18 protein-coding genes and 1 pseudogene are annotated in these 25039 nt (G+C 61.5%); 8 read left to right on the top strand and 11 right to left on the bottom strand.

Annotated features, from left to right (window positions below):
* Positions 1 to 47: 47 nt before the first annotated feature.
* Positions 48 to 1988 (bottom strand): methyl-accepting chemotaxis protein, encoded by a 1941-nt coding sequence (locus ASE04_RS25690; RefSeq protein WP_056824734.1) that lies wholly within the window; start codon positions 1986 to 1988, stop codon positions 48 to 50.
* A gap of 283 nt (positions 1989 to 2271) precedes the next feature.
* Here ASE04_RS25690 and ASE04_RS25685 point away from each other — a divergent pair, with 283 nt between their 5' ends.
* On the top strand, positions 2272 to 3018 hold the full coding sequence (locus tag ASE04_RS25685) for a TlyA family RNA methyltransferase (RefSeq protein ID WP_056825761.1): 747 nt from the start codon (positions 2272 to 2274) through the stop codon (positions 3016 to 3018).
* Entirely contained in the window at positions 3015 to 4265 is a 1251-nt protein-coding gene (locus tag ASE04_RS25680; RefSeq protein ID WP_056824731.1) for a class I SAM-dependent RNA methyltransferase, read from the top strand. The genes ASE04_RS25685 and ASE04_RS25680 overlap by 4 nt, the downstream gene beginning before the upstream one ends.
* A gap of 58 nt (positions 4266 to 4323) precedes the next feature.
* On the opposite strand, the gene ASE04_RS25675 is transcribed toward ASE04_RS25680, so the two are convergent.
* The 5 genes and pseudogenes from ASE04_RS25675 to ASE04_RS25660 form a co-directional block, all read right to left on the bottom strand.
* Positions 4324 to 6147 carry a HAMP domain-containing methyl-accepting chemotaxis protein gene (locus ASE04_RS25675; RefSeq protein ID WP_056824728.1) on the bottom strand — a complete coding sequence of 608 codons (1824 nt, stop codon included), beginning with the start codon at positions 6145 to 6147 and terminating at the stop codon, positions 4324 to 4326.
* Between the two features lie 253 nt (positions 6148 to 6400).
* Positions 6401 to 6607, bottom strand: a pseudogene (locus ASE04_RS31785) (methyl-accepting chemotaxis protein); the annotation flags it as partial.
* A 1-nt stretch (position 6608) separates the two neighbouring features.
* Positions 6609 to 8567: methyl-accepting chemotaxis protein (locus tag ASE04_RS25670; protein ID WP_244490500.1), on the bottom strand; the 1959-nt coding region annotated here is incomplete at its 3' end.
* Between the two features lie 208 nt (positions 8568 to 8775).
* Entirely contained in the window at positions 8776 to 9528 is a 753-nt protein-coding gene (locus ASE04_RS25665) for a crotonase/enoyl-CoA hydratase family protein (RefSeq protein ID WP_056824725.1), read from the bottom strand.
* A gap of 12 nt (positions 9529 to 9540) precedes the next feature.
* On the bottom strand, positions 9541 to 11319 hold the full coding sequence (locus ASE04_RS25660) for an acyl-CoA dehydrogenase (RefSeq protein WP_056824722.1): 1779 nt from the start codon (positions 11317 to 11319) through the stop codon (positions 9541 to 9543).
* A 244-nt stretch (positions 11320 to 11563) separates the two neighbouring features.
* On the opposite strand from ASE04_RS25660, the gene ASE04_RS25655 reads away from it, so the two are divergent.
* Positions 11564 to 12559 carry a transporter gene (locus ASE04_RS25655; RefSeq protein ID WP_056825759.1) on the top strand — a complete coding sequence of 332 codons (996 nt, stop codon included), beginning with the start codon at positions 11564 to 11566 and terminating at the stop codon, positions 12557 to 12559.
* A 53-nt stretch (positions 12560 to 12612) separates the two neighbouring features.
* Here the strand turns inward: ASE04_RS25655 and ASE04_RS25650 are convergent, their stop codons facing one another.
* Positions 12613 to 13140, bottom strand: coding sequence for a BA14K family protein (locus ASE04_RS25650; RefSeq protein ID WP_056825757.1), 528 nt, complete (start codon positions 13138 to 13140; stop codon positions 12613 to 12615).
* 156 nt (positions 13141 to 13296) lie between these two features.
* Here ASE04_RS25650 and ASE04_RS25645 point away from each other — a divergent pair, with 156 nt between their 5' ends.
* On the top strand, positions 13297 to 14274 hold the full coding sequence (locus ASE04_RS25645; RefSeq protein WP_056824719.1) for a glycoside hydrolase family 25 protein: 978 nt from the start codon (positions 13297 to 13299) through the stop codon (positions 14272 to 14274).
* Positions 14275 to 14343: 69 nt separating this feature from the next.
* Here the strand turns inward: ASE04_RS25645 and ASE04_RS25640 are convergent, their stop codons facing one another.
* Positions 14344 to 15588 carry an aromatic ring-hydroxylating oxygenase subunit alpha gene (locus ASE04_RS25640; protein WP_056824718.1) on the bottom strand — a complete coding sequence of 415 codons (1245 nt, stop codon included), beginning with the start codon at positions 15586 to 15588 and terminating at the stop codon, positions 14344 to 14346.
* A gap of 414 nt (positions 15589 to 16002) precedes the next feature.
* Here ASE04_RS25640 and ASE04_RS25635 point away from each other — a divergent pair, with 414 nt between their 5' ends.
* The 3 genes from ASE04_RS25635 (at position 16003) to ASE04_RS25625 (ending at position 19140) form a co-directional block, all read left to right on the top strand.
* Positions 16003 to 16611 carry a DUF6656 family protein gene (locus ASE04_RS25635; protein ID WP_056825755.1) on the top strand — a complete coding sequence of 203 codons (609 nt, stop codon included), beginning with the start codon at positions 16003 to 16005 and terminating at the stop codon, positions 16609 to 16611.
* Between the two features lie 104 nt (positions 16612 to 16715).
* On the top strand, positions 16716 to 17690 hold the full coding sequence (locus ASE04_RS25630) for an L-threonylcarbamoyladenylate synthase (protein ID WP_056824715.1): 975 nt from the start codon (positions 16716 to 16718) through the stop codon (positions 17688 to 17690).
* A gap of 19 nt (positions 17691 to 17709) precedes the next feature.
* Complete coding sequence (locus tag ASE04_RS25625; protein WP_056824712.1) at positions 17710 to 19140, top strand: FAD-binding oxidoreductase; 1431 nt, start codon at positions 17710 to 17712, stop codon at positions 19138 to 19140.
* A 64-nt stretch (positions 19141 to 19204) separates the two neighbouring features.
* Here ASE04_RS25625 and ASE04_RS25620 read toward each other — a convergent pair whose 3' ends face one another.
* Positions 19205 to 22486 (bottom strand): DUF1217 domain-containing protein, encoded by a 3282-nt coding sequence (locus ASE04_RS25620; RefSeq protein WP_056824709.1) that lies wholly within the window; start codon positions 22484 to 22486, stop codon positions 19205 to 19207.
* A 298-nt stretch (positions 22487 to 22784) separates the two neighbouring features.
* Here ASE04_RS25620 and ASE04_RS25615 point away from each other — a divergent pair, with 298 nt between their 5' ends.
* Entirely contained in the window at positions 22785 to 23351 is a 567-nt protein-coding gene (locus ASE04_RS25615; RefSeq protein ID WP_056825753.1) for a DUF6101 family protein, read from the top strand.
* A 55-nt stretch (positions 23352 to 23406) separates the two neighbouring features.
* On the opposite strand, the gene ubiA is transcribed toward ASE04_RS25615, so the two are convergent.
* Positions 23407 to 24366 carry a 4-hydroxybenzoate octaprenyltransferase gene (ubiA, locus tag ASE04_RS25610; RefSeq protein WP_056825751.1) on the bottom strand — a complete coding sequence of 320 codons (960 nt, stop codon included), beginning with the start codon at positions 24364 to 24366 and terminating at the stop codon, positions 23407 to 23409.
* Between the two features lie 95 nt (positions 24367 to 24461).
* Complete coding sequence (locus tag ASE04_RS25605; RefSeq protein WP_244490490.1) at positions 24462 to 25034, bottom strand: chloramphenicol phosphotransferase CPT family protein; 573 nt, start codon at positions 25032 to 25034, stop codon at positions 24462 to 24464.
* Positions 25035 to 25039: the final 5 nt, after the last annotated feature.

Raw genomic sequence — 25039 nt, 5'->3', positions numbered from 1 at the left:
GCCAATCGGAGAAGTGACTTCTCTTTCTCGGTCACGTGGTTATCAGCTCAAAATTCCGTCCAGTCCTCCTGAACCGCGGCAGCCGTTGCAGCCCTGCCGCCGCCGAAGGCCTTGGCCACCGTGCGGGTCAGCGCGCGGGCGGGCGATGCGACCGGGCGGGACGCGGGGTTGGCGACGGCAGCCCTTGGCGCTTCGGCGCGGACGTGGCCGAGATTGAACTGGCCGAGCAGATCGTCGAGAGCGCCTGCTTCCTGCGCCAGCGAGTGGCTCGCCGCCGTCTGCTCCTCGACCATGGCGGCGTTCTGTTGCGTGCCCTGGTCCATGTTGTTGACGGCGGTATTGATCTCCTGCAGGCCGACCGACTGCTCGCGCGTTGCTGTGACGATGGCGCTGACGTGCTTGTTGATCTCCTGGACCGCACCGACGATTTCAGCAAGCGCCTTGCCGGTTTCGTCGACGAGCGAGACGCCGGCATCGACCTGCGTGCCCGAGGTGTTGATCAGCGACTTGATCTCCTTGGCGGCATTCGCCGAGCGCTGGGCGAGCTCGCGCACTTCCTGTGCGACGACGGCAAAGCCCTTGCCCGCTTCGCCCGCACGCGCGGCTTCGACACCGGCGTTCAGGGCGAGAAGGTTGGTCTGGAATGCGATGTCGTCGATCACGCCGATGATGTTGCTGATCGCATCAGACGACTTCTCGATTTCCTGCATGGCGGAAACCGCCTTGCGGACGACATCGCCGGACTTTTCAGCGCCGAGGCGCGTGCGCTCGACCAGCTGGCCGACATCTTCGGCGCGCTTGGCGGAGTCGCGAACGGTGGTGGTGACTTCCTCGAGCGCTGCCGCCGTCTCCTCGACGGCTGCGGCCTGCTGCTCGGTGCGGCGCGCGAGATCGTCGGCAGCCGAGCGGATTTCACCCGCGCCGGCATTGATGGCGGACGCATTGCGGCCAACCGACTGAAGGGCGGCCTGCAGCTTCTCGACGGCGTTGTTGAAGTCGTTGCGGAGACGATCGAACTGCGAGGCGAAGGGCGTGGTGATACGGATGGCAACATTGCCGTTGGCAAGATCGGACAGACCGCTGGCGAGGCCTTCGATGGCGAAACGGAGTTCCGCTTCCTCGCGTGCCTTCTGCTCGTCGCTCATCTGGCGCTGGCGCTCGGCATCGCTGCGCATGCGGTCGGTTTCGCCGGACAGGCGCAGCTTGTCGATCGCGGCATCCTTGAAGACGAGAACCGACTGGGCCATGCGGCCGACTTCGTCCTGGCGGTCGAGCGCCGGAACGTCGATATCGTGCTGACCACCGGCCAGACGGCCCATGGCGGACGTCATGCCGACGATCGGGCGAACGATGCTGCGCGACAGCATCCAGGCAAGCAGGACCGCAGCAGCCGCAGCGGCGATGCCACCAGTCAACAGGCTGATGTTCAGCGCCCGACTCGCCTGTGCCTTGCGGTCGGCAAGCGCGTTCGATTCGTCGCGTGCCGCGGCCTTGATCTTGGCGGAGGCCTGACGGAAGCCATCGAGCTGGCCCTTGGTCTCGTTGACGCCGATCTTGACGATCTGGTCGACAGGCATGTCGGTTTCCTTGCGAGCCTTCGACTGCGGCTCGGCAAGCTGGCGGAAATAGAGGTCAGCCGCCTTCTGCATGGCGTCGATCTGGCCGACGAAATCACCGTTGCCGGCAGCCGTCGTTCTTGCCGCATCGATCGCCTTCAGCATGCGCTCGCGGTTCGCGAAAATATCGCCATAAGTGCTGTCGCTGCGGAACAGCAGGAAGCCGCGCAGATTGACGGCCTGCTCAAGCATCGCCTGAAGCGCATCGTCGATCTGGTTGACGAGCAGTTCCGACTTCTTCTGCTGAACGGCAGCTTCGGCAACCACATTCGCCTTGAAGTAAACAAAGCTGGAAACGGATAGAAAGATAAGGATCAGCGCAGCGAAAGTCGCGGCGAGCTTACCGTTCAGGGACATGTTCTTGGCCAACATCAGTCAATCTCTCTTGAAGCGCACAGGCATGGCAAAGCCAGAGCATGCGGAGGCATACTTTGGTAATTCGGCGTACATGATCGGCAGATCGGATTGAGGGCCATCATGGCAAAAGCGGCCGCGGGCCGCTGCAATCAGCCAAACCATAGGCGGCAAGGCTTTCAATTTATTTAAAAATTGTGCGGCGCAGCACGCCGAGTGACCAAAGCCCGGTTTGTCCAGCCGCTTCGGCTATTTCAACAAAAGGCTTGCAACGGACGGCTTTGCCGGTCATGGACAGCCCATGCCCGATCAAGATACCCAACGCCTGGACCAGTTGCTGGTCACCCTCGGCCTTTTCGCCAGCCGCTCCCGTGCACGGGATGCGGTACAACGCGGTACCGTGAAAATCGACGGCAAGGTGGTGACGAAAGCCGGTGCGCTGTTCGCCGATGATGCCGTCATCGAGATCGATGATCCCGCGCAGGACTATGTCTCGCGCGCCGCCCTGAAGCTTGCCGCTGCACTCGACCACTTCAAGCTCGATCCGTCCGGGCACAATTGCCTTGACGTCGGCGCATCGACCGGTGGCTTTACCGAGGTTCTGCTGCAGAACGGCGCAACGCATGTCACCGCCATCGATGTCGGCCACGGGCAGATGCATCCGCGCATCTCGGGGGATCCCCGCGTGACCAATATCGAAGGCCTGAATGCCCGCAATCTGACGGCAGAGGACGTCGGACACCCGATCACCTTCATTGTCTCTGACGTCTCGTTCATCTCGCTGAAGCTGGCGCTGGCCCCGGCGCTCGATCTTGCCGAGACGGGAGCGATCGCTGCCATCCTCGTCAAGCCGCAGTTCGAAGCCGGCCGCGATGCGATCGGCAAGGGCGGCCTTCTCAAGGATCCGTCGTCGGCGCCTGATGTCGCGGCTGAACTCGAGCGCTGGTTCGTCGAGGACATGGGCTGGACAAGCCTTGGGCTCATCCCCTCCCCGATCGCCGGCGGCGACGGAAACCAGGAATATCTACTCGCGGGAACGAAACCTTGAGCACGCAAACAGTTACGATCGAAAAGCTCGGCGCCCAGGGCGACGGCATCGTGCACGCGGATGGCGGCCCGATCTACGTGCCCTTCACTCTGCCGGGCGAGACCGTCGCCATCGCGCGGGTCAAAAGCCAGGGCACGCTGATGTCGATCACGACGCCATCGCCGGAGCGCCAGGATCCGCCCTGCCGGCATTTCGGGCCCGATGGCGTCAACGGCACCTGCGGCGGCTGCAGCCTGCAGCATATGGACGATGCGGCCTACCGCAGCTTCAAGCGCCAGCTGGTCGTCGACGCGTTGAAATCAAAGGGGCTGACGCCCGAGGTCGGCGATCTCGTTGCCGCTCATCCGGGCGAACGGCGGCGTGTCGTCTTCGCCGCTCGGCGGACCGAGAAGGACATGCTCGTCGGCTTCAATCAGGCCGAGAGCCACCACATCGTCGCCATCGAGGAATGTCCCATCTCGTCGGCGGGCATCATGGCCAGGCTGCCGGCGATCAAGGCGATTGGGGCGGCGCTTGCCAATAGCGCCGAGGCGTTCCGCATCGCGGTACTGGAGACACCCTCCGGCCTCGATCTTGCCGTCGACGGCATCAAGAAACTCTCCGACCAGCAGCGTCGCAAGGCCGTCGAGACGGTGCTTGCCATGCGTGGCATCGCCCGTGTCTCGCTGAACGGCGAAATCCTCGTCGAACCATCGAAGCCGATCGTTGATTTCGGCGGCGTCAACGTCGTGCCTCCTCCGGGCGGCTTCACGCAGGCGACCAAGCCGGCGGAAGATGCGATGGCGGAACTGGTTCTGGCGCATGTCGGCAAGGCGAAACGCATCGCCGATCTCTTTGCCGGCGCCGGCACGTTTTCACTCCGCCTTGCCCGTATCGGCCGCGTACAGGCGGTCGAGAGCGAGGATAAGGCTTTGGCGGCACTCGACCATGCCGCCCGCAACACGCAGGGCCTGAAGCCTGTCAGCGTCGAGAGGCGGGATCTCTTCCGCCGGCCGTTGATGACCTCGGAGCTGAAAGTCTATGACGCGGTCGTCTTTGACCCGCCGCGCGCCGGCGCGGAGTTTCAGTGCAAGGAATTGGCCCGCTCGACCGTCAAGAAAGTGGTGGCGGTCAGCTGCAATCCGTTGACACTTGCCCGCGATCTGGCCCTGCTCGTCGAGGGTGGCTATCGCATCACCAGCGTGACGCCGATCGACCAGTTCCTGTGGACGCCGCATGTCGAGGTCGTGGCGACGCTCGAGAAGTAAAAGCAAAAAACGCCCGCGACCTGCGCGGGCGTTGTTGTTTGTACGGTATCGGCCTCAATCAGGCTGCGTAGCGGCCATGTGATCCGGTGCCTTGAGATGCGGCCTGCAGGTTGAACTGGCTGAGCAGCTGCATCAGCTTGGCCGCTTCCTGCGCCAGTCCGTGGCTTGCCGCCGTCTGCTCCTCGACCATGGCGGCGTTCTGCTGCGTGCCCTGGTCCATCGTGTTGACTGCCGTGTTGATCTCGGCCAATCCGGTCGACTGCTCGCGGGTCGCTGTCACGATCGCGTCGACGTGGCGGCTGATCTCCTGCACCTGACCGACGATTGCCTCCAACGCCTTGCCGGTATCGCCGACGAGCGTCACGCCCGAGCGAACCTGGCTGTTCGAGGCGGTGATCAGGCTTTCGATTTCCTTGGCGGCCTGAGCGGAGCGCTGCGCCAGCTCGCGGACCTCCTGGGCGACGACGGCAAAGCCCTTTCCGGCTTCACCGGCGCGAGCAGCCTCGACGCCGGCGTTCAGCGCCAGCAAGTTGGTCTGGAAGGCGATGTCGTCGATGACGCTGATGATGTTTGCGATCTTTTCGGACGAGTGCTCGATCTCGGTCATCGCCGAGACGGCCTTGCGAACAATGTTGCCGGATTCTTCGGCACCGTTGCGGGTGCGGGTGACCAGCGTGCCGGCTTCCTCGGCGCGACGCGCGGTGTCCTTGACCGTCGTGGTGATCTCTTCAAGAGCCGCCGCGGTCTCCTCGATGGAGGCTGCCTGCTGTTCGGTACGGCGGGCAAGACCATCGGCCGCGGTGCGGATTTCTCCGGCGCCGGCGTCGATCGCATGCGCGTTGTCACCGACTTCCTGGAGGACGGCCCGCAGCTTGGCGACGGAGGCGTTGAAATCGCTGCGCAGACGATCGAGGTGATCGGCAAACGGCGTCTCGATCGTGCGCGTCAGGTCGCCTTCCGAGAGGGCGCCCAAGGCATCGGCCAGGGCTGCCACAGCATGCTGGATGTCAGCGGCTTCGCTGGCCTTCGAGGCCTCGTTGCGCGAACGTTCCTGCTGCGCCTGCTCGCGGCTGTGCTCGGCGTTGCGTTCAAGATCGAGGCGCGCGAAGGAGTTGTCGCGGAAGACCGCGACGGCTGCGGCCATGTCGCCGATCTCATCCTTGCGGCCGGCATAGGGAACGGCGGCGTCGAGATCGCCGTTGGCGAGACGGGCCATACGCGCTGCAATCGTCGAGATCGGCTGAGAAATGCGCTTCCATGCGAGGAAGGCGGCAGCGACGGCGACGGCCAGGGCAACCGCAAGGCCGCCGACGATCGACAGGATGCCTGCGCTGTAGTTGACCGCGGCGGCGGCGAGCGTCGCATCGGTCGACTGCCGATCCTTGGCGAGCATTCCATCAATGAAGGTCTGGATGTTGTTGGCGGACATCGAGAGTTCGCCGCGATAGATGCTGTTCGCCAGACTGCGCTTGTTGTCGAGCGCGAGCCCAATGATCTTGTCGGCAAGCGCGGCGTCGTTGGCCAGCGCCTTCTGCAGGCGACCGAAGTTCTGGCTCATGTAGTCGCTCTTCGGCTGCTTGTCGAAGGCGTCGATTGCGGTGTTGAGACGCTGGCGGCGGGTCTTCAGTGTCGTCTCGGCGTTACGGAAGTCGGTCTTGCCTGTCGCGAGCAGATAGTCGGCGTAGCTGCGGCGAACGTCGTTCAGTGTCGTGACGATGGCATAGAGCCGCTCGGTGTTCGGAATGTTCTGGGCGCCGATCTGCCGGGTGTTGGCTTCAAGATTGGTCAGCGAGAAGGCCGCGATCGCACCTTGCACCAGCGCAATGACAACGAGAGACAGGAAGAGAAGCGGAAGGAGCGTTTTGATCTTCAGTTTGGACATGCGGCGGTCTCATACTGCGGAGGATCTCGCACGGCCGATCGCGATCGATCGCCGGTACGGTCACTCGTTCTGATGGGGTTGCGGGGGTATCCGGACGGTGTCCGGCCTGCGTCATGCATTGCATGTCACTAAAGACGAATATCCGTAAAATTTGATTAAAAGTATTATTTTTTAAGCAACTGACGATCGGCGCGGCACAAACGGAAACGCCCGCGCCGAGCGCGGGCGTTTCCATGGAGGCGCTGGATGTCGATCAGGCAGCTTGACGGCTGTACGCCATGCCTTGAGATGCCGTCTGAAGGTTGAACTGGCTGAGCAGCTGCATCAGTTTCGCAGCCTCCTGCGCCAGTCCGTGGCTTGCTGCCGTCTGCTCCTCGACCATGGCGGCGTTCTGCTGCGTGCCCTGGTCCATCGTGTTGACTGCCGTGTTGATCTCGGCCAATCCGGTCGACTGCTCGCGNTGCCGTCTGCTCCTCGACCATGGCGGCGTTCTGCTGCGTGCCCTGGTCCATCGTGTTGACTGCCGTGTTGATCTCGGCCAATCCGGTCGACTGCTCGCGGGTCGCTGTCACGATCGCGTCGACGTGGCGGCTGATCTCCTGCACCTGTCCGACGATGGCTTCCAACGCCTTGCCTGTGTCGCCGACGAGCGTGACGCCCGAGCGAACCTGGCTGTTCGAGGCGGTGATCAGGCCTTCGATTTCCTTGGCGGCCTGAGCGGAGCGCTGCGCCAGCTCGCGGACTTCCTGGGCGACGACGGCAAAGCCCTTGCCGGCTTCACCGGCGCGGGCCGCTTCAACGCCGGCGTTCAGCGCCAGCAGGTTGGTCTGGAAGGCGATGTCGTCGATGACGCCGATGATGTTTGCGATCCTCTGCGACGACTGCTCGATCTCCGTCATTGCCGAAACGGCCTTGCGGACGATGTTGCCGGATTCTTCGGCGCCGGAACGGGTCCGAGAAACAAGACCGCCGACGTCTTCGGCACGGCGAGCCGTGTCCTTGACCGTCGTGGTGATCTCTTCCAGAGCGGCGGCGGTTTCCTCGACAGAGGCAGCCTGCTGTTCGGTACGGCGGGCAAGGCCATCGGCGGCGGTGCGGATTTCGCTGGCACCGGCATCGATGGCATGCGCGTTGTTGCCGACCATCTGCAGAGCGCCATTAAGCTTGCCGACCGCGGTGTTGTAGTCGGTACGCAGGCGATCGAGATGGGCCGCGAACGGCGTCTCGATCCGATGACCGAGGTCACCATCCGAAAGGGCACCAAGCGCACCGGCAAGTGCATCCACCGCATCGCGGATCTCGGCAGCCTCGCGGTTCTTCTGCACTTCGCGCTCCTGGCGCTCACGGTCCGTCAGGGCGCGGCCGGATTCGGCCTCGCCTTCCAGGCGCGCGCGATCGACCGCGTTTCGCTTGAAGATCGCGACGGCCTCGGCCATAGAACCGATCTGGTCGCGGCGCTCTTCGCCAGGGATGGTAACGGACAGGTCGCCGGCCGCGAGCTTCTGCATGGCGGCCGTCATATCGGTGACCGGACGGATGACCAGGCCATGAAGCAGCCAGGCCATGGCGGCGATCATCAGGCCAACAGCAAGAATGGTGGCGACGGTTGCCGCGATACGGAACTCGTTCAGCGACGAAAACGCCGCGTCGCTATCGACGACGAAGCCGAGATACCATTCGACCGTCGGCAAGCCGGCAACCGGCATGAAGCTGACAAGGACGTCCTTTCCGGCAAATTCAGTCGCGGCGAGCTTTGAAGCGATCGTCGGGGTTTCGGCCGGGAAAGCATCCGAGAGGCTCTTCGTCACCAGCTTGGCGTCTGGATGGATGAGGATCTGACCGCTCTTGTTGACGAGGAAGGCGGTGCCCTTGCCGCCGAGATCGATCTTCTTGATCATCTCGACCATCGTCTTCAGCGAGAAATCGCTACCGACGACGCCGGCAAGCTTACCACCGCGGCTGACCGGCACGGCGGCGCTGATGATCAGATCGCCGCTCGATGCGTCGGTGTAGGGCTCGGTCATGATGCTGGCGTTCGCCTTTACAGCGTCCTGATACCACGGGCGCTTACGCGGATCGTAACCGTCGGGCATCGGCAGCTTCGGCCACATGGTGAAGACGCCCTGCTCATCGCCTAGATAGGTGCTGACGAACTGGCTGGTCAGGACATCGTTCTGCAGCACGCCTTCGACCGCCTGCTGATCGGCGGAGCGACTGACGGCGTTGGCGACCATCGCCGTCAGCGTCACGCGGCCGTTCATCCAGTTGGCGAGGCTGTTTGCAGCCTGCTCGCCCGATGAGCGGATGTTCGCTTCGATCGCGGCGGTGGCGGTGCTCCGTTCGACGGAATTGATGTAGTAGGAAAAGGCTGCAAAGGCTGTGAGAACAACAGCAGACGCGGCAACAAGAATGCGCGTCATCAGGTTCGTCTTCTTCAAGGAAGTTTCCTTTCGGGGAACGGTCCGCGTATCAACCGCGGGCCGCTCGAAGCGGCAAAATGCTGGGGCAAAGCGAAACGAAGCGCCTCATGCGCCCGGGCGGCTGCAACAGTGGCCAGCCGACACCTAGCCATATTAGAATGATATTTAAAACAGGCTTAAAATTTAACAAAAAACAATCGCGCAAGCGCTAGCGACGCATGAACGCTTCGAATGCCGCCCGCGCTTCGGCACTGTGAAGCCGTGCCGAGAAATGCCGCGCTTCCTCGTCGATCCGGACGATGATCTCGTCGCGGTCGCCGCGAATGAGGTCGCGGGCGATACGCAACGCTTCCGGGGGCTTGGCGGCGAGCGCCGAGGCGGCCTTGAGGGTCGCAGTCTCGACCTCTTCGGGCGGGCAGAGCCGCCAAACGATGCCCGCACTCTTTGCATCCTCGCCGGAGAAGGTCTCGCCGGCCGCCAGCAGCGCGAATGCACGCTGATGTCCCATGACGCGCGGTGCGATCAGGCTCGAGGCCGCTTCCGGCACGAGGGCCAGATCGACGAAGGGGGTGCGGAACTGGCTCCTTGCCGAAGCGATCGTCATGTCGCAGTGAAGATGCATGGTCGTGCCGATGCCGATCGCCAGCCCGTCAACGCCCGAGACGACAGGCTTTGGCGAGCGAACCAGGGCATAGAGAAACTCGACGATCTCACCCGGCATGCTGCCGCCCATCGCGGCTGCGAGAAAATCGCCAAGATCGTTGCCGGCCGAAAAGCAGCCTGCCGTTCCGAGGAACACGGTGGCGCGGATCGCTGTGTCCCGGTCGGCATCCATCAGGGCGGCCGTCATCTTCGAGTACATGGCGCGCGTGATCGCATTCTTCTTTTCCGCCCGATTGAAGCGGATGACCTGCACGTCTGGGTGAGCCTCGAGCTGCTCTACGATGATGTGATCCGTCATTGCAAAACTCCCTCAGGCTAGGACAAGACGCGCCGCGGCAAGGCTTGCCGCGCCGCCGATGACGGTATCCTTCAGCGCCGCTGCCTCGGCGAGCAGGTTTTCGGCGGCGAACCGGCAGAGAGCAACGCGCGCCGGTTGCTTGCCATCCCCGGCTTCGGCAAGCGCACCCTTCGCAAGGTAGCAGCCCGTCAATGTAAGTCCGAAGAGGCGCAGATAGGGTGTGGCGCCCGAAAGCGCTTCGACCGTTTTGCCTGCTGAAAGCTGGACGAGAAGCCAGTCGGTGGTTTCGGCCAGATCGGTGATCGCGGCATCCAGGCGGTTTGCCGTCGATCCGAAGCCGTCGAGATTGGAGCGGCGAACGTCATCGGCAATGGCGTTCAACTCGGCAATCAGGCTCCGGACCTCGGCGCCATCGGACAGCCGGAGCTTGCGGGTCACCAGATCGATTGCCTGGATACCGTTGGTGCCTTCGTAGATCGGCGCGATACGGGCATCGCGGAGATAGCGGGCAGCACCCGTCTCCTCGATGAAGCCCATGCCGCCATGCACCTGTATGCCGAGCGATGCGACATCGACGCCGACATCGGTGGAAAACGCCTTGGCGATCGGGGTCAAAAGTGCCGCTCTCTCCTGCCAATGCTGCAGGTCGCCGGATGCGCGACGGGCCATGTCGATCGCGTGGGCGCAGCTATAGGAGATCGACCGGGCGCCCTGCGTCAGTGCCTTCATGGTCAGCAGCATGCGGGCGACGTCAGGATGTTCGATGATCGGGCTCATCCCCGAACCGCTCCATCCCGGGGCCTTGCCCTGGGTGCGCTCGCCGGCGAAGGCGACGGCCTTCTGGGTGGCGGACTCCGCGACGGCAACGCCCTGCATTCCGACCGCCAGGCGCGCATTGTTCATCATCGTGAACATGCAGGCGAGCCCCTTGTTCTCCTCGCCGACCAGCCAGCCGATCGCACCTTTTTCGGCGCCGAACCGGCCGTCGCCGAAGATCATCGTGCAGGTCGGCGAGCCATGGATGCCGAGCTTGTGTTCCAAGGCGTGGGCAAACAGGTCATTTCGCTCGCCGAGGGAGCCGTCGGCATTGACCAGGAATTTCGGAACGAGAAACAGCGAAATGCCGCGCGTGCCGGCGGGCGCATCGGGCAGACGGGCGAGAACCAGATGAACGATATTGTCCGCAGCATCGTGCTCGCCCCAGGTGATGAAGATCTTCTGGCCAAATATCCGATAGGTGCCGTCGTCGCGGCGCTCGGCGCGCGCCCGGAGAGCGCCGAGGTCGGAGCCGGCATGCGGCTCCGTCAGGTTCATCGTACCGGTCCACTCGCCAGAAACGAGCTTTGGCAGATATGTCTGTTTCAGCGCATCGCTGCCGTGGGCGTGGAGTGCCTCGACTGCTCCCATCGTCAAGGTGGGGCAGATCGCGAAGGCCATGGAACCGGAATTCCACATTTCCAGCGCCGCGACATTCAGCATGTGCGGAAGCGCCTGGCCACCGAACTCTTCTGCCGCCGTCAGGCCATTCCAGCCACCAGCCGTCCAATTCCTGTAAAGATCGCGCCAGCCGTCGGCTATCGTCACCCGGCCATCGGCGATGCGCGCTCCCTGCCGATCGCCGATATCGGCAAGGGGTGCGACCTCTTCCGTGGCGAAGCGTCCGGCTTCGGCGAGGATCGCATCGACGACGTCTTCTTCGAGATCACCGAACGCACCCTCTTCCAGCGCCGGGCCAAGGCCCGCGACGTGCTTGAGCGTAAATGCGATGTCTTCGACAGGCGCCTTGTACATGGTGTGCGGTCTCCTCGCATGACGGTCGGGCGGGCAAACACCTCAACCTATCCTCCGTCGGCAGAGCTAATTGATTTTTACGTAAACGTCAATTTTAAAGTCGCGGTAACTGTCGTGGTATAGGGCTCGAGTGTGGCGATTGGACACTTGTACAAACGACTGTCATGGAGAATGACTAGAGCGAACGCCGAGAACCACGCTGGCGAAATCACGCATGCCCGCAATCGCAAGAGGACCAGCGATCATGGATACTTTGCCCGTCAATATCCCGGGATTGGTCTGGGCCTATCGCTTTCCTCCCGAGGGCGGCAAGGCGATCCGGCTGCAAAACAGTGCCGGCCCGGCCGAGCTGACGGCCGAGGGCGGCTTCTATTGGCTGCATCTCAACCTTGCCGACGCGCGCGTCCCCGGCCTGCTGGATTCGCTCGAAGGGTTGACGCCGGACGCGAAGGCCGCCCTCACCACGCACGACACGCACTCCGCCATCACGGTCGACGACCAGATGCTCTACGGCACGCTCGTCGATTGCCAGCGCGAGTTCGACCACGAGACAGCCGATCTCGGATGGCTGCACTTTGCCATGTCGGACAGGTTCATCATCACCACGCGCCTGCAGCCGCTGCGCAGCGTCGACAGGGCCCGCGCCCTGATCGAAAAGAATCCGACGAAGTTCGCGCGTCCTGTCGATCTTTTCGAAATGCTGGTGACCGAGTTTCAGAGAACGCTGATATCCATCGTCATGGAGATCACCGAAGAGTTGAACCTGATCGAGGACTACGTCTACGACAACGCGCCCCGCGACGAGCGCCGGCGACTTGCCCCGGTGCGCAGAACGGTGGTGCGCATTCATCGGCACCTACGAACCGTGTTAAGTCTCATGCGCCGGGCGGCCGCGTCCGACGACGACGAAATGCCCTTCGGCTTCGAGGATATCGCCGGGCGGCTGACGAGCCGATTGGAGACCGTCGATCACGACATCTACACCCTGCAGGATAGAGCGCGCCTGCTGCACGAAGAAATCGACTCCAAGCTTTCCTCGGAGACGAACCGGCACCTCTACATCCTGTCGATCATGACGGCCTTCCTGCTGCCGCCGACGCTGGTTACCGGCTTCTTCGGGATGAACACCGCCAACCTGCCGTTCGCGCAAGGATCGAACGGCACCGAATACGCCGTCGGCCTGATCATTGCCTCGATCGCACTGGCCTGGTGGCTCTTGCGACGCGTCGACATCCTTTGAACGCAAAAGAGCCCGGCATCGATACCGGGCTCCTGATTGCGACAGCTATTGCCTCAATAGGGTGAAACGCACTCCCGCCGCGGACCGCTGTTCGGCTGGAACGTGTTGTCATAGGCGCGATACGAGCGGTAACGCGCTTCGCACCATGCCACGTGCGCGGAATCGCCTTCCGGCGCCGGCGCATAACGCGGTTCGGATGCAATCGCACCGCCGATGACCGCACCTGCTCCGAAGGCAGCAAGCGGGAACCAGTAGCCGTTATAGTAGCGATAGCCGTTGCGATAATAGGGATAGCCACGGTAACCGCCGTAAAAACCCGGTCTGTAGGCTGGACGATAGCCAGGATAATAGCCGGGACGGTAAGCAGGGCGGTAACCGGGATAGTATCCGGGGCGATAGCCCGGCCGGTAGCCTGGGCGGGCGCAGCGGCCATAGGCGCAATACTGCACATTCTGGACATCGGTCTTGTCGGTGGTCTGCGGCACACCCGGCATCTGCATCGCCTGCGTTGGCAGCACGCCGGCGAAAAGCATTATCGACGCGCTGATCGCGATGGCCATTTTTTTCAGTCGACTGATCATCGAAGCTCCAATCACAAGAGGCAACATCCCAAAACTCAACGCATGTGGTGGCATATTGTTCCCACCGTCACTTAAATCTCGCTTTTCGCGATGCATTTTAGATATGCGGCATCTCGGATTAACCGGAGATTAACCAGTTTTTACCACGCTCGTTCCATGAGGCGCTGCAGTGGAAATTTCATCTTCCGTCTTCTGCTTCTGGCGCTTGCAGCCAGCGCCCCTCAACACGCCACGGCATCCGACAGCCTTCCCTGGAACGACCCCGCCAATGCACTTGTGGTCGACGCCTACGAGCTGAACACCGTCGACTGGGAGGCGCTGCTGTCAGACAAGCGCATTTCCGGCTTCATCTCCAAGGCTTCCGACGGACTGCCCGAGGCGTTCGACTGCACGGGCGACCATGCCGGAGATACGGTGGCGCACTGCAAGACGATGTGGCGCAAGTATGCCGTCAGCCGCGAACTGTTCCAGACACGGAGGCTGGTGGCCCGTGCGGCCGGCCTGCTCTGGGGCGCCTATCATCTGGCGAGACCCGGAAATCCGATCGATCAGGCAAACCACTTCCTGGATTATGCCGATCCCAAGCCCGATGAAATGATGATCCTCGATATCGAAGGCATCGATCCGCAGAACTTCATGTCGCTCGAGGATGCACAGATCTTCGCAGGTCACATCAAGGCGCGCACCGGCCGCTATCCCGTGCTCTATACCAACAACAACACGGCCCGCTATATCGCCGCCTACCGGAACGACTACCCGGTGCTTGCACGTCTGCCCCTGTGGTACGCGCGGTACAAGCCTGAGATCAAAGGTGTCTTTCCGTTGGCGAACTGGGACAACTACCTGCTCTGGCAGTTCTCATCGGGTGTGAATTGCAGCAAGCGGCGCTGCCCCTACAGGGTGCCGGGAACATTGACAGATATCGACGTCAACGTGGCGCCGATGAGTCGGGCCGATCTTGCGAGCGTCTGGGCACAGGGGAACCTGCTACCGGCGCGCGAACCCGATCCGCCGCTTATTCTCGCGAAGATGGAGATGGAGCCGAAATTTGCTGTTACCAGCGAGCCCGACCCGATCATCACCTCCTCGGTGCCGAAGCGCGAGATCAACGCGCTGAACTATCAGGATTTCTGAGCATCCCGAAACGAAGGCGACCCCGCCTCCCTAAGGAAACGGAGCCGCTTGGGAGATCCTGTATGCCGATCAGGCGACGACCGAAAGTTTCGCCTGATCGCCCTGGATGCGGTTCATCATGAAGTTTCCATACCATTCGAGGAACTGCATGACGCCGCCTTCATGCAGCATCGAGTACGGACCGGGCTCGTAGGCCGGCGAATGGATGCCGAAGGCATTTTCTTCCACGATGCGGCGATCCTGGTCGTTGGTCTCGGTCCAGACGTGGGTCAGGTCCTCGAGATTGTAATCGACGCCTTCGACGGCATCCTTGTGCACGAGCCACTTGGTCGTGACCGCCGTCTCGTTGGCGCTCAGCGGCAGGACGCGGAAGGAAATCGCGTGATCGCCGAGGATATGGTTCCATGTCGTTGGATAGTGGAACAGCAGCATGGTGCCGATCCGGTCGATCGTCACGTCATCCGACAGCGCACGGCCGACGGCGCGCTTGCCCGACATGGTGTAGCTCTCGGCATCCTCGATCAGCGGCATGCGGGCGGTACGGAACTGGCCATCCGGCGAAATCTGGAACTTGCTCGGCAGGCCAGCGGCTTCGCACCGTGCCCAATGTCCCGCAATTTCCGGATCGTCGGCACCGCCATCGGTTCCCGTGACGCTCGGCGCTTCCGGATAGGTGCGGCAGAGTTCCGGATGGTTGGCCGCGCAATGATAGCACTCGCGGTTGTTTTCCCAGACGAGCTTCCAGTTGCCCTTCTCGATGATCGTGCTCTGGAAAGCGACCTTTGCATCGCTCAGGTGATGCGGCAGCATGTAGGGTGCGACCATGTCGCGAATTGGCTGGAAGTCCGGCGCCTTCTCGGCGAGACAGATGAAGATGTAGCCCGCGAAGCTCTCGCAATGAACCGGCTTCAAGCTATAACCGCTCTTGTCGAAATCATCGCCCATATGGCGGGCAAAGGCGAGCTTGCCGTCGAGATCGTAAGCCCACTGATGATAGGGGCAGACGAGACGGACCGACGAACCGTGGTCCTTGGTGCAGACGCGCGAACCGCGATGGCGACAGCTGTTGTGGAAGGCGCGGATGACGTTGTCGCGACCGCGAACGATCACCACCGGATACTGGCCGATCTGAACCGTGAAATAGGCTCCCGGCTTCGGCAGCTCGCAATCGTGGCCCATGAACAGCCAGTCGCGATAGTAGAGCATCTCCATATCGAGCTTGAAGTAGTCCTCGTCGATATAGAAAGGCTGTTCGAGGCTGAAACCTTCGCGGCGGTTCTTGAGCTGCCGCAGGGCGTTGCTGCGAATATCCATATGCATATCCTCGTCTGTTCGGGCCACCGCTGCTGGGAGGCGACAACCGCAGGAAGTACGTGCTTCCTCTCCACCGGGAGACATTCTCTTCCACCGTATATAATCACCGCGAAAGCCGGCCTCGTGGCTGCTAAGCGACATCGGCTTCGAAATTGACGACAGCCGCATCACCTTTGCTATCAGGGCACTTTATGCCACATCGCCGGCACGCGCACGCAACATTTCCGCCGTTTGCGACATGCGGCTGAGAGCTGAAAAGACACCTGCCTTCAAGCGAAATATCATTAGATGGCCTGTTTGCGACATCAGCCGAAGCGAATTCTTCCGGGCGCAGATACGGGCGGGTGTTTAACACGCCGTTAAGCATGATTGCTTATCGTTTTCGCCAATCTCCCGAGCATGCGGAATGCAATCATGGCGAAACTTCGTTACTTCGACAGGACCCAGACCACGGAAGAGCCGGAAAGCGCGGCTGCCGCGCCGCATTCGGAATTCCTGCGGACCGGCAAGATCACACGAAACCGCGCCCACTGGCTTGCCGCCGAACGCCGTTATCTCACGCATGACGAAGTCGCGGATAAGACGGGCCGCCGGCTGCAGACCGCCGGAGAGAAGACCCACCAGCACATCAACGGCTTCCATCGCGCGATACAGTTCCCGAAGATGGTGTTTCACCGGACGCTGAAGGACAGTCCGCACCTCGGCTACTGTCACGTCACCGCGTCCAGAACCAAGTTCGCCCATTACGAGGACGTGAGCTGGGCGTTCTACATCGCCAACTTTTATGCTGACATCGGCGAGAACGACAATTTCTTCCAGCATATCGATGTCCAATATTCGCGCATGTACTTCGCCGTGGCGATCCGTCCCGGCGAGCATACGGCGGAGAGAATGACGATCGATCGGAACGTGCGCGGGAACGGCGTGCTCTTCCGCACCCACGATCCGCAGGTCGCGATCAAGAACGTGCTGCTTCTTGGCGCACGTAACGAACAGCTGCGCGAAATCATTCGCCAACTCTGATCGGGATCATTCGCGAGCTCTGATCGGGATCATCCGGTAGCTGCGATATTGATCGCGAGGCGCGGAAGGCCTATGGACTGCCGGGAATATTACTTGGGCAGCATATGGCGCATATCATCGACATCACCGTGGATCCGCGAGAAGCGATTACGAGCGCGTGCGACGTGCTTGCCGACGGCTTGCCGATTGCGATCCCCACCGAGACGGTTTACGGGCTCGCAGCCGACGCGACCAATCCAGCCGCGATCACGCGGATTTACGAGACCAAGGGGCGGCCGCGCTTCAACCCGCTGATCTGCCACATGGCCGATCTCGCCATGGCCGAGCAGTATGCGATCTTCGATCCGGTATCGCGCGCCCTGGCGGAAGCCTTCTGGCCCGGTCCGCTGACGATCGTGCTGCCGTTGAGGCCCGAAAGCAGCATCCATTCACTGGCGACCGCCGGTCTCGATACCGTCGGCATCCGCTTGCCGCGCGGTTTCGCGGGGGAACTGATCCGTGCCTTCGGCAAGCCGCTCGCCGCGCCGAGCGCCAATACCTCGGGCAAGATCAGCGCCACCAGCGCCACGCATGTGCAGGCCGATCTCGGCTCCAAGCTGAAACTGATCCTCGATGCCGGAGCAAGCGTCGTCGGCGTCGAATCCACCATCGTCAAGGTCGAGGACGGCAAGCTTCGTCTTCTGCGCCCGGGTGGGCTTCCGGCCGAAGATATCGAACGCGTGGCAGGACAGAAGCTGCATCGGGCGAAGAAAGCTTCCGCTGCCATCGAGGCGCCGGGTATGCTGGCATCGCACTACGCGCCCGGCGCTGCGGTGAGGTTGGCTGCAACGCATATCGACGCCGGCGAGGCGTTTATCGGCTTTGGCTCGATGTCGCTGCCTGGCGCCGAGAAAGCCGCGACCGTGCTCAACCTCAGCCCCGAGGGCAACCTTGCAGAGGCTGCCGCCAATCTCTTCGACTACATGAAAAGAGCCGACGCCAGCGGCGCCGGCACGATCGCATTTTCCGCAATCCCGGACGAAGGCCTGGGCGAAGCCATCAACGACCGGCTGCGGCGTGCCGCTGCCCCCAGAGAATGACCAAGAGGACGAAGACTCCATGAGCGCAGGCGTTTCCCCCGACCTTCTCGACCGCTTTGCCGCCATCGTCGGCGACAAGTATGCGCTTCGCAGCGAGATGGAACTCGCACCGCATCTGATCGAGAACCGCGGCCTCTACCACGGCTCGTCCCCCATGCTCCTGAAGCCGGCGACGGTCGAGGAAGTGTCGGCTATCCTCAAGCTGGCAACGGAGACGGGCACCGCGGTTGTGCCGCAGACCGGCAACACCGGCCTCGTCGGCGGCCAGACGCCGCGCGAGGGCAAGTCCGACATCATCATCTCTCTCGAGCGCATGAACAAGATCCGGGACGTCGATCCGGTGGCAAACGTTCTCGTGGCCGACGGCGGCGCCATCCTGGCGGAAGTTCAGAAGGCGGCCGAAGCGCATGGGCGGCTGTTTCCCCTGTCACTTGGCTCGGAAGGCTCCTGCCGTATCGGCGGCAACCTGTCGACCAATGCTGGCGGAACGGCGGTTCTCGCCTATGGCAACATGCGGCAACTGTGCCTCGGGCTCGAAGTCGTGCTGCCGACCGGCGAGATCTGGAATGGCCTCAGACGTCTCAAGAAGGACAATACGGGTTACGACCTGCGCGATCTCTTCATTGGCGCGGAAGGCACGCTCGGCATCATCACCGGTGCGGTTCTCAGGCTCTTCCCGCAGCCGCTCGGCAAGCAGGTCGCCTTCGCGGGCCTCAACTCCGTCGACGACGCGCTGGCGCTGTTCAACCTCGCATCCAGCCTTTGCGGCACGTCGCTGACGGGCTTCGAACTGATGCCGCGCTTCGGCGTCGAAATCACCGCACGAAATATCGACGGCGTGCGCGATCCGCTGGAATCCGAACACGCCTGGTATGTGCTGATCGACATCTCCACCTCCGACTCTGCGGAAACAGCGGAGCGCATGATGACGGCGCTACTCGAACAGGGTTTCGAAGCCGGGTTTGTTGAGGATGCCGTGATCGCCTCATCCGTTGCGCAGCAGAAAGCCCTCTGGCATATGCGCGAAAGCATGTCGGATGCGCAGAAGCCCGAAGGCGGCTCGATCAAGCACGACGTTTCGGTGCCTGTTTCCACCGTGCCTGATTTCATGGCCGAAGCGCAGGAAGCCGTCATGGCGGCGATGCCCGGCGCGCGCATCTGCGCCTTCGGCCACATGGGCGACGGCAACATCCACTACAACATTTCCCAGCCTGTCGGCGCCGACAAGCAGGCCTTCCTGGCGCGCTGGCACGAAATGAACGAGATCGTTCACGGGCTGGTGCTGTCTCATGCCGGCTCGATCTCCGCCGAGCATGGGATCGGTCAACTGAAGCGGGACGAACTGGCGGCGATCCGGTCTGAAATCGAGATGGATCTGATGCGCCGCGTCAAGCGGTCGTTCGATCCGGCAAACATTATGAACCCGGGCAAGGTCGTGAGTATCGACTGATCCATCGTGAGACGGGATCCGGTCGGAGATAACGGGCGCTCGCGCAAGCGGCGCCCGTTTTCCGTCAGCGACTGGTGCCGCCGTTCGTCAGAATGCTCAGGGCCGGCGACGTATCGGTGTTGTTCTTGAGATCGTACATCGCCGTGAAGCGCTTCATCAGCTTGTCGACCTTCTTCGAATCCTGCAGGTCATCGAGGTTGACGAACTTCTTCAGCATCGCCGCCTGCTTGTCGACATCCATGCTGGAAATCTGGGTCGGCAGGTTAAACGCGGTCGTGATCACCTGGAACAGCGCCTTGTCCCCAAGGATCGTATAGAGCGAGGTGATGTTTGGCGCCTTTCGCGAGAAATACAGGGCAAGACGCACACCGTCATTGTTCTCGCCCTGCTGGGTCTCAAGGCTTTGCTGCAGGTAGCTCTGCTGCGTGCGGTCCTCGGCGCCGGTGTTCTGGATCGTGCCGATCTTGGCGCGGGTCAGTTCGCCGCTGCTGTCGAAGTTGAAGTCCGCGACGATCTCCTTGAACTTCGAGTCTGCCTTGGTGTTCAGATAGCTCTTGGAATCGGCAGGGTCGGACGTGAATATCTTCTTCAGCGTCTCTTCGTCGTATTTCTTCGGATCTAGTCCGCTTGCCTTCAGGACGAGGTCGGTGAGCTTCTTGTTCGATACAAAGTCATCGACCGACTTCACCTCGGCCATGCCCTTGGCGAAATCGTTGACGGCCTGGGTCGCGTCCTTCGACGCCTTGTCCTTCAGGGCGCCGTCGCTCATGCCCATGGTCGCGCGCGACTTGAAGTTCGTCGCGTACTTGGCCATGACAGCAGACGGCAGCGCCTGCATTTCGAAGGTGATCTTGCCATCGGAGCCGAAGTTGAAGGCGCGCACCATGTTGGTGATGCGATCGTCCTTGAGCGATGCGACGTAGCCCTTCGGATCGTAGGGGTCGCTCTTCAGGAGCTTGCGCATCATCGACCGCGGCACGTCCTGATCGGTCAGCCCATAGGCGCGAAGCGCCACCTGATAGGGATCAGGGACACCGTCATTCTGCTTGTCGAGGTCCGAGGTAGAATTGGAGCGCAGGAAATCGTCGATCGACTTGATCTTGCCGTCGGCCATGCGCGTCTTGTAGTTGCTGACCGCATCGTCGATGGCTTCCTGCTGAACGTCGTCATAGCGGGTGTCGTAGAAATCAGTCGTGTCCATCAGCTGGGCACTGTTCTGCGCACCGCCGGCGGCAGGCGCGGAACCATCCGCAGCGAAACTGAAGGCTGCGTTGAGCTTTGCCAGGCCTTTCGTTTCCGCAAATGTCGGATCAGTCAGAACGTTCTTCAGGTCGGCATCGGTAAGATCAGCCGGAACCTCGTAGGTCACCCGGAGCAGGCTGGTCAACCTGGAGTCCGCCATCAGATCATCGACCGTTGCGACCGTGCTGATCGCGTTCTCGTAATAATCCTGATTGCCGCTGGCCTTCGTTGCCGTCTGTCGCGCCTGGGCCGCCGTCTGGGCATTGACGTCGTTGGGCACGCTGCCGTCGGACTTGAAGTTGAACGCGGCATTGACCTTGTCATAGCCGCGCGCGCTTGCGTAATTAGGATCGGTGAGAACGCTCTTGAGGTCCGCGTCGCTCGTCGACTGCGGCATGCCGTAGGCGTCCTTGATGAAGCTGGTCAGCCGTGGGTCGGCAAGCAGATCGTCGACGTTGGTGATCTTGACGATCGCGTTTCTGTAGTAGCTGCGCGAGGCGATCACCATATCCGACGTCGCGGACATCTGGCTCGGCGTCTGCGGTGCGTAGAAGGACGACAGGCCGCCTGACGATGAGAAGCTGAACGCTTCGTGGAGGCTGCTGTAGCCCGAGGTCGCAGCCGTATTGGCATCCGTCAGGATCGCCTTCATATCAGCATCGCTGACCGTGGACGCCACGCCATAGGCATTTCTAAGGTAGCTGATCGCCCTGGTATCGGCCATCAGATCGTCGACGGTGCTGTAGCTGCTGACCTTGCCCTGGAAATAGTTTCCGTTCGCCACGACCTTCGCGACCGTCGCATTGCGCTGTGAGGCCGTCTGTGCCGCCGTTCCCGACAGCGTGCCATCGGCCTGGAAACCGAACGCCGAATTGATGTCGCTATGGCCGGCGTTAGCGGCATAGGTGGAGTCGGTCAGGATGCTCTTCAGGTCGGCGCTGCTGAAATCGGGTGCGAGGCCGTAGGCGTCCTTGATGTAGGCAGCAAGCTTGGAGTCGGCCAGCAGGCTGTCGACATTGGTGATCGTTCCGCCCGATATCTGCTGCGTGTAATAGGTCGATGCGCTGTTGGCAGCCGCCACGGTCGACGAGGTCTGCGACGCGCTCTGCGCCCGCGCCGTCGTCTGGACGGTGCCGTCGGACTTGAAATTGAAGGCCTGGTAGGCAGCCGTCAGGTCCATCGTCTGCGCGTAACTGGGATTTGTGAGCACCGACTTCAGCGCCGCGTTGCTGAAATCGGCCTGCATTCCGAAGGCCGTCTTGATATAGGACGTCAGGCGGCTATCGGCCAGGAGATCATCGACCTTGGTGATCGTCCCGATCTTGGACAGATAATAGGCCTTGTTGTAGTCGGCGGCGACCGGCGTAACGATCGATGGGACAGTCAGGTTGTACTGTTCCATCACCGCGTCTTTTTGCGTCGCCGTCTGCGCCGAACCGGTCACGGTGCCATCGGCATTGAAGCTGAACTGCGCTGCGAGCGCCTTGTACTTGTCGTTGGCGCTGATGTTGGCGAAGCTGTTGGGATCGCTGAGATCGCTGGTCAGAACCTGCGTCAGGAAATCCTTGGAAACATAGGTCGGATCGATACCATACGCCTTCATCGCGAAGGAGCGAAGGCGATCGTTGTCAACGAAATCGGAGACGTTCTGAACGTCGTCCATGGCGCCGCTGAAGTAGTCGGTCTCGGTCGCCGCATTCTTCCCCTCGTCGGCGAAGGACTGGTTGTAGAGCCCGATCAGATCATCTTCCTGCGCGTCGCTCTGAGCGTCAGCTGCCGGCGCATTGAAATTGAAGGCAGCCGCGAAGTCCTTGTAGCGAGTGTCGGAGAGGCGGTTCGCAAAGCTGTTGGCATCCGTCAGGTCGCTTTCCAGCACCTTCTTCATGAACGCCTTGCCATAGGCCATATCCTGCAGGCCATAGGCTTTCATTGCATAGTTATAGAGGCGATAGTTGCCGATAAAATCGTCTACGTTTTTGACTTTATTGATGTTTTCTTTGTAGTAATCGACATCGCGCTTGACTGACGCCTGAGACGCAACACGATCCAGGCTCTTCTTCATATCGCCTGAAATGATGTTGTAAGCTATCGAAGCCGAGATCATAAGACGCCCTCTTCCGGCAAAATCACTCAAAGAATGACAAAACGTTACCTCGTCATTTTGCCTGGAAAAGCTTACCCGAGACTTACCCTAGCCGTGTCGCATCCCGGCACAGCGCGTTCATCCTCCGGAAACCTTGCCGGCTTCGGTTTTGATAACCATCCACCGAGGCAAAGTTTTCTTAACCGCGATTTTTAAGCTGTCTCGAACAGGCGGCGCCTATTGTCGAGCCATAGAGGGCGAAAAGCCCCGAGGAGAAGACCGGAAACCGGCTCTCAGGTAAGACAAGGGTAGAATGAACATGAACAACACCGTTATGAAGCCCGCATGGGCTGGAACGACATTGCGTCTCGATCCGTCTCGCTTTCCCCAGCAGGTCAGCTACGCCATCCATGACTCTTCAGATGACGTCAGCATAACGATCGATGAACGCGGCGCCATTCTGCGCAAGGTTCTTCCCTCAAGCGGCCTGCCGCTTTCGATCGCACTTCCGAAGCGCGCCTTCAAAGGCGTTGCCGCCCGCGCCATCGACCATGGCAACGGTGAGGTCACCGTCACCCTCGAACTGCACCACGAAGACCCCGAACTCTGTGTGCCGCTGCTGGTTGCTCACGACCTGGCCGACATCGCCGCCGACTGGCGCAGCTGGTCCGAAGCCTTCCGCATTCCGATGCTGATGGTCGAGGCCGATGGTGTCGCGCGGCCGCTCGAAGAACATCTCGGCGACCTCAGGACCAACACGCTGAAGCCGCGCCGCCGCCACTCCTACTTCGCCAACCGCCGCCCGCGCTTCCTCGTGCGCCGCACGACCGGCAAGCTCGGCGTCGCCATGAAGATCGAAGGCAAGGAAATCATCGCCCGCAGCTAAGCGGCGCTGATCGGATCAAGGAGCCCGGCCTAGCGCCGGGCTTTTCCGTTTGGCCCTATGGCAGAACGAATAATAGCGACAGGAAAAGGCCACCGAAGATGATCAGGCCGACGCGATTGTTCGACTTGAACAACGCCAGGCACTGATCGGCATCGTTGATATCAAGTGTCACGATCTGCCAGGCAAACATGCAGGCGGCGACCAACAGGCCGAGATAGGCGATGATTCCGACGCCTGCGAGCACGAAGGCGGCGAAGGTCAGGATCAGCATCAGCCCATAGAGCCCGACGAGCCACTGCTTGGTCTTGTCGCCGAACAGCCTGGCGGTGGAGCGGACACCGATCAGCTCGTCGTCTTCCTTGTCCTGATGGGCGTAGATCGTGTCGTAGCCGATCGTCCAGACCACCGCGCCGATGTAAAGCAGGATCGGCGCGAGCGAGAGGCTGCCGAAAATGGCCGCCCATCCCATCAACGCGCCCCAGGAAAAGGCGAGCCCGAGGAAGAATTGCGGCCAGTCGGTGAAGCGCTTGGCGAAGGGATAGAGCGCAACGATCACCAGCGAGGCGACGCCGAGAATGACGGAAAACCAGTTGAGCTGCAGGACCACCAGCAATCCCACCAATGCCTGCAGCACGATGAACAGCTTGGCCTGCGTGCGCGTGACGCGGCCGGATGGCAAGGGCCGCGATCGCGTGCGCGCCACTTCCATATCGATCTGATGGTCGACCAGATCGTTATAGGTGCACCCTGCCCCGCGCATCGCGACCGAACCGAGGAAGTAGAGCACGAGATGGAAGATCAGCTGGCCGCCGGAAAACTGTCCGAGCTGGGCGGCCGTATTGGCGGCCATGGCGGCCGACCAGAAGCACGGCCACATCAGGAGCTGCCAGCCGATCGGCCGATCCCAACGCGCAAGCTGCGCATAGGGCCAGAGCCACGGAGGCAGGACCCGGTAAACCCAATTGTTCGAAGGCGCATCCGCAACGCGCCCGTTTATTCCGCCGATCTGTTGCATGCCGCCATCTAGCGATGCGCGAAGCGGATGGTCAAGCGGATGGTTGGCTCGAGTGGACTTGCGTGGCAAAGCGCCTCGTTGAGCGTCACGGATTGTCAGAGTTGAAATTTCTGCTTGATCATTTTGGCGCATTCGACTGGCGAAACATTGCTCGTATCGACCTCAAGGTCGTAGCGCATTCCACTGTGCACCCTGTCAAACTGCCATCTCGCCAACCCAAGCATCCGATCTCCACGCTTTCGCTCCCGCTCCTCAAGCACCTCAAGGCTCGCGAGAACGCCCACCCGATGGAACTGGAACTTCTGCAAAAGCTCCGCGTATTCCGTGTTTCCGGCGTCATCCGCCCCGAGAAGAACATCATCAACAATCAGATCGAGCCCTTGCTCCGCCATTGCCCTGATAGAGTAACGCATTCCCTTCATAAGCCTGTCGCCAAGCGGTCCGTTTTTGATAGCCACGACGGGAAAACCGTCCGCGTCCGAAGTGGTCTCGTAGGTGAAGGCCTCAGGATGATTTTGGTAAGCGTTGGGCAACATGTTGAGGAACATGTCCATCTCCACGTGCAGAAACGGGCGCACGGTGATCCTTTGCAGTTCCCGGGCAATCGACGATTTCCCCGAACTTCCTACGCCGTTAAGCAATATGATCCGCGCAGCCATTGAACTCATAAATA

The organism is Rhizobium sp. Root708 (genome assembly GCF_001429725.1).
GTDB lineage: Bacteria > Pseudomonadota > Alphaproteobacteria > Rhizobiales > Rhizobiaceae > Rhizobium.
The sequence above is the reverse complement of the archived record's forward strand: the minus strand, read 5'-3'. Positions and strand labels throughout refer to the sequence as shown.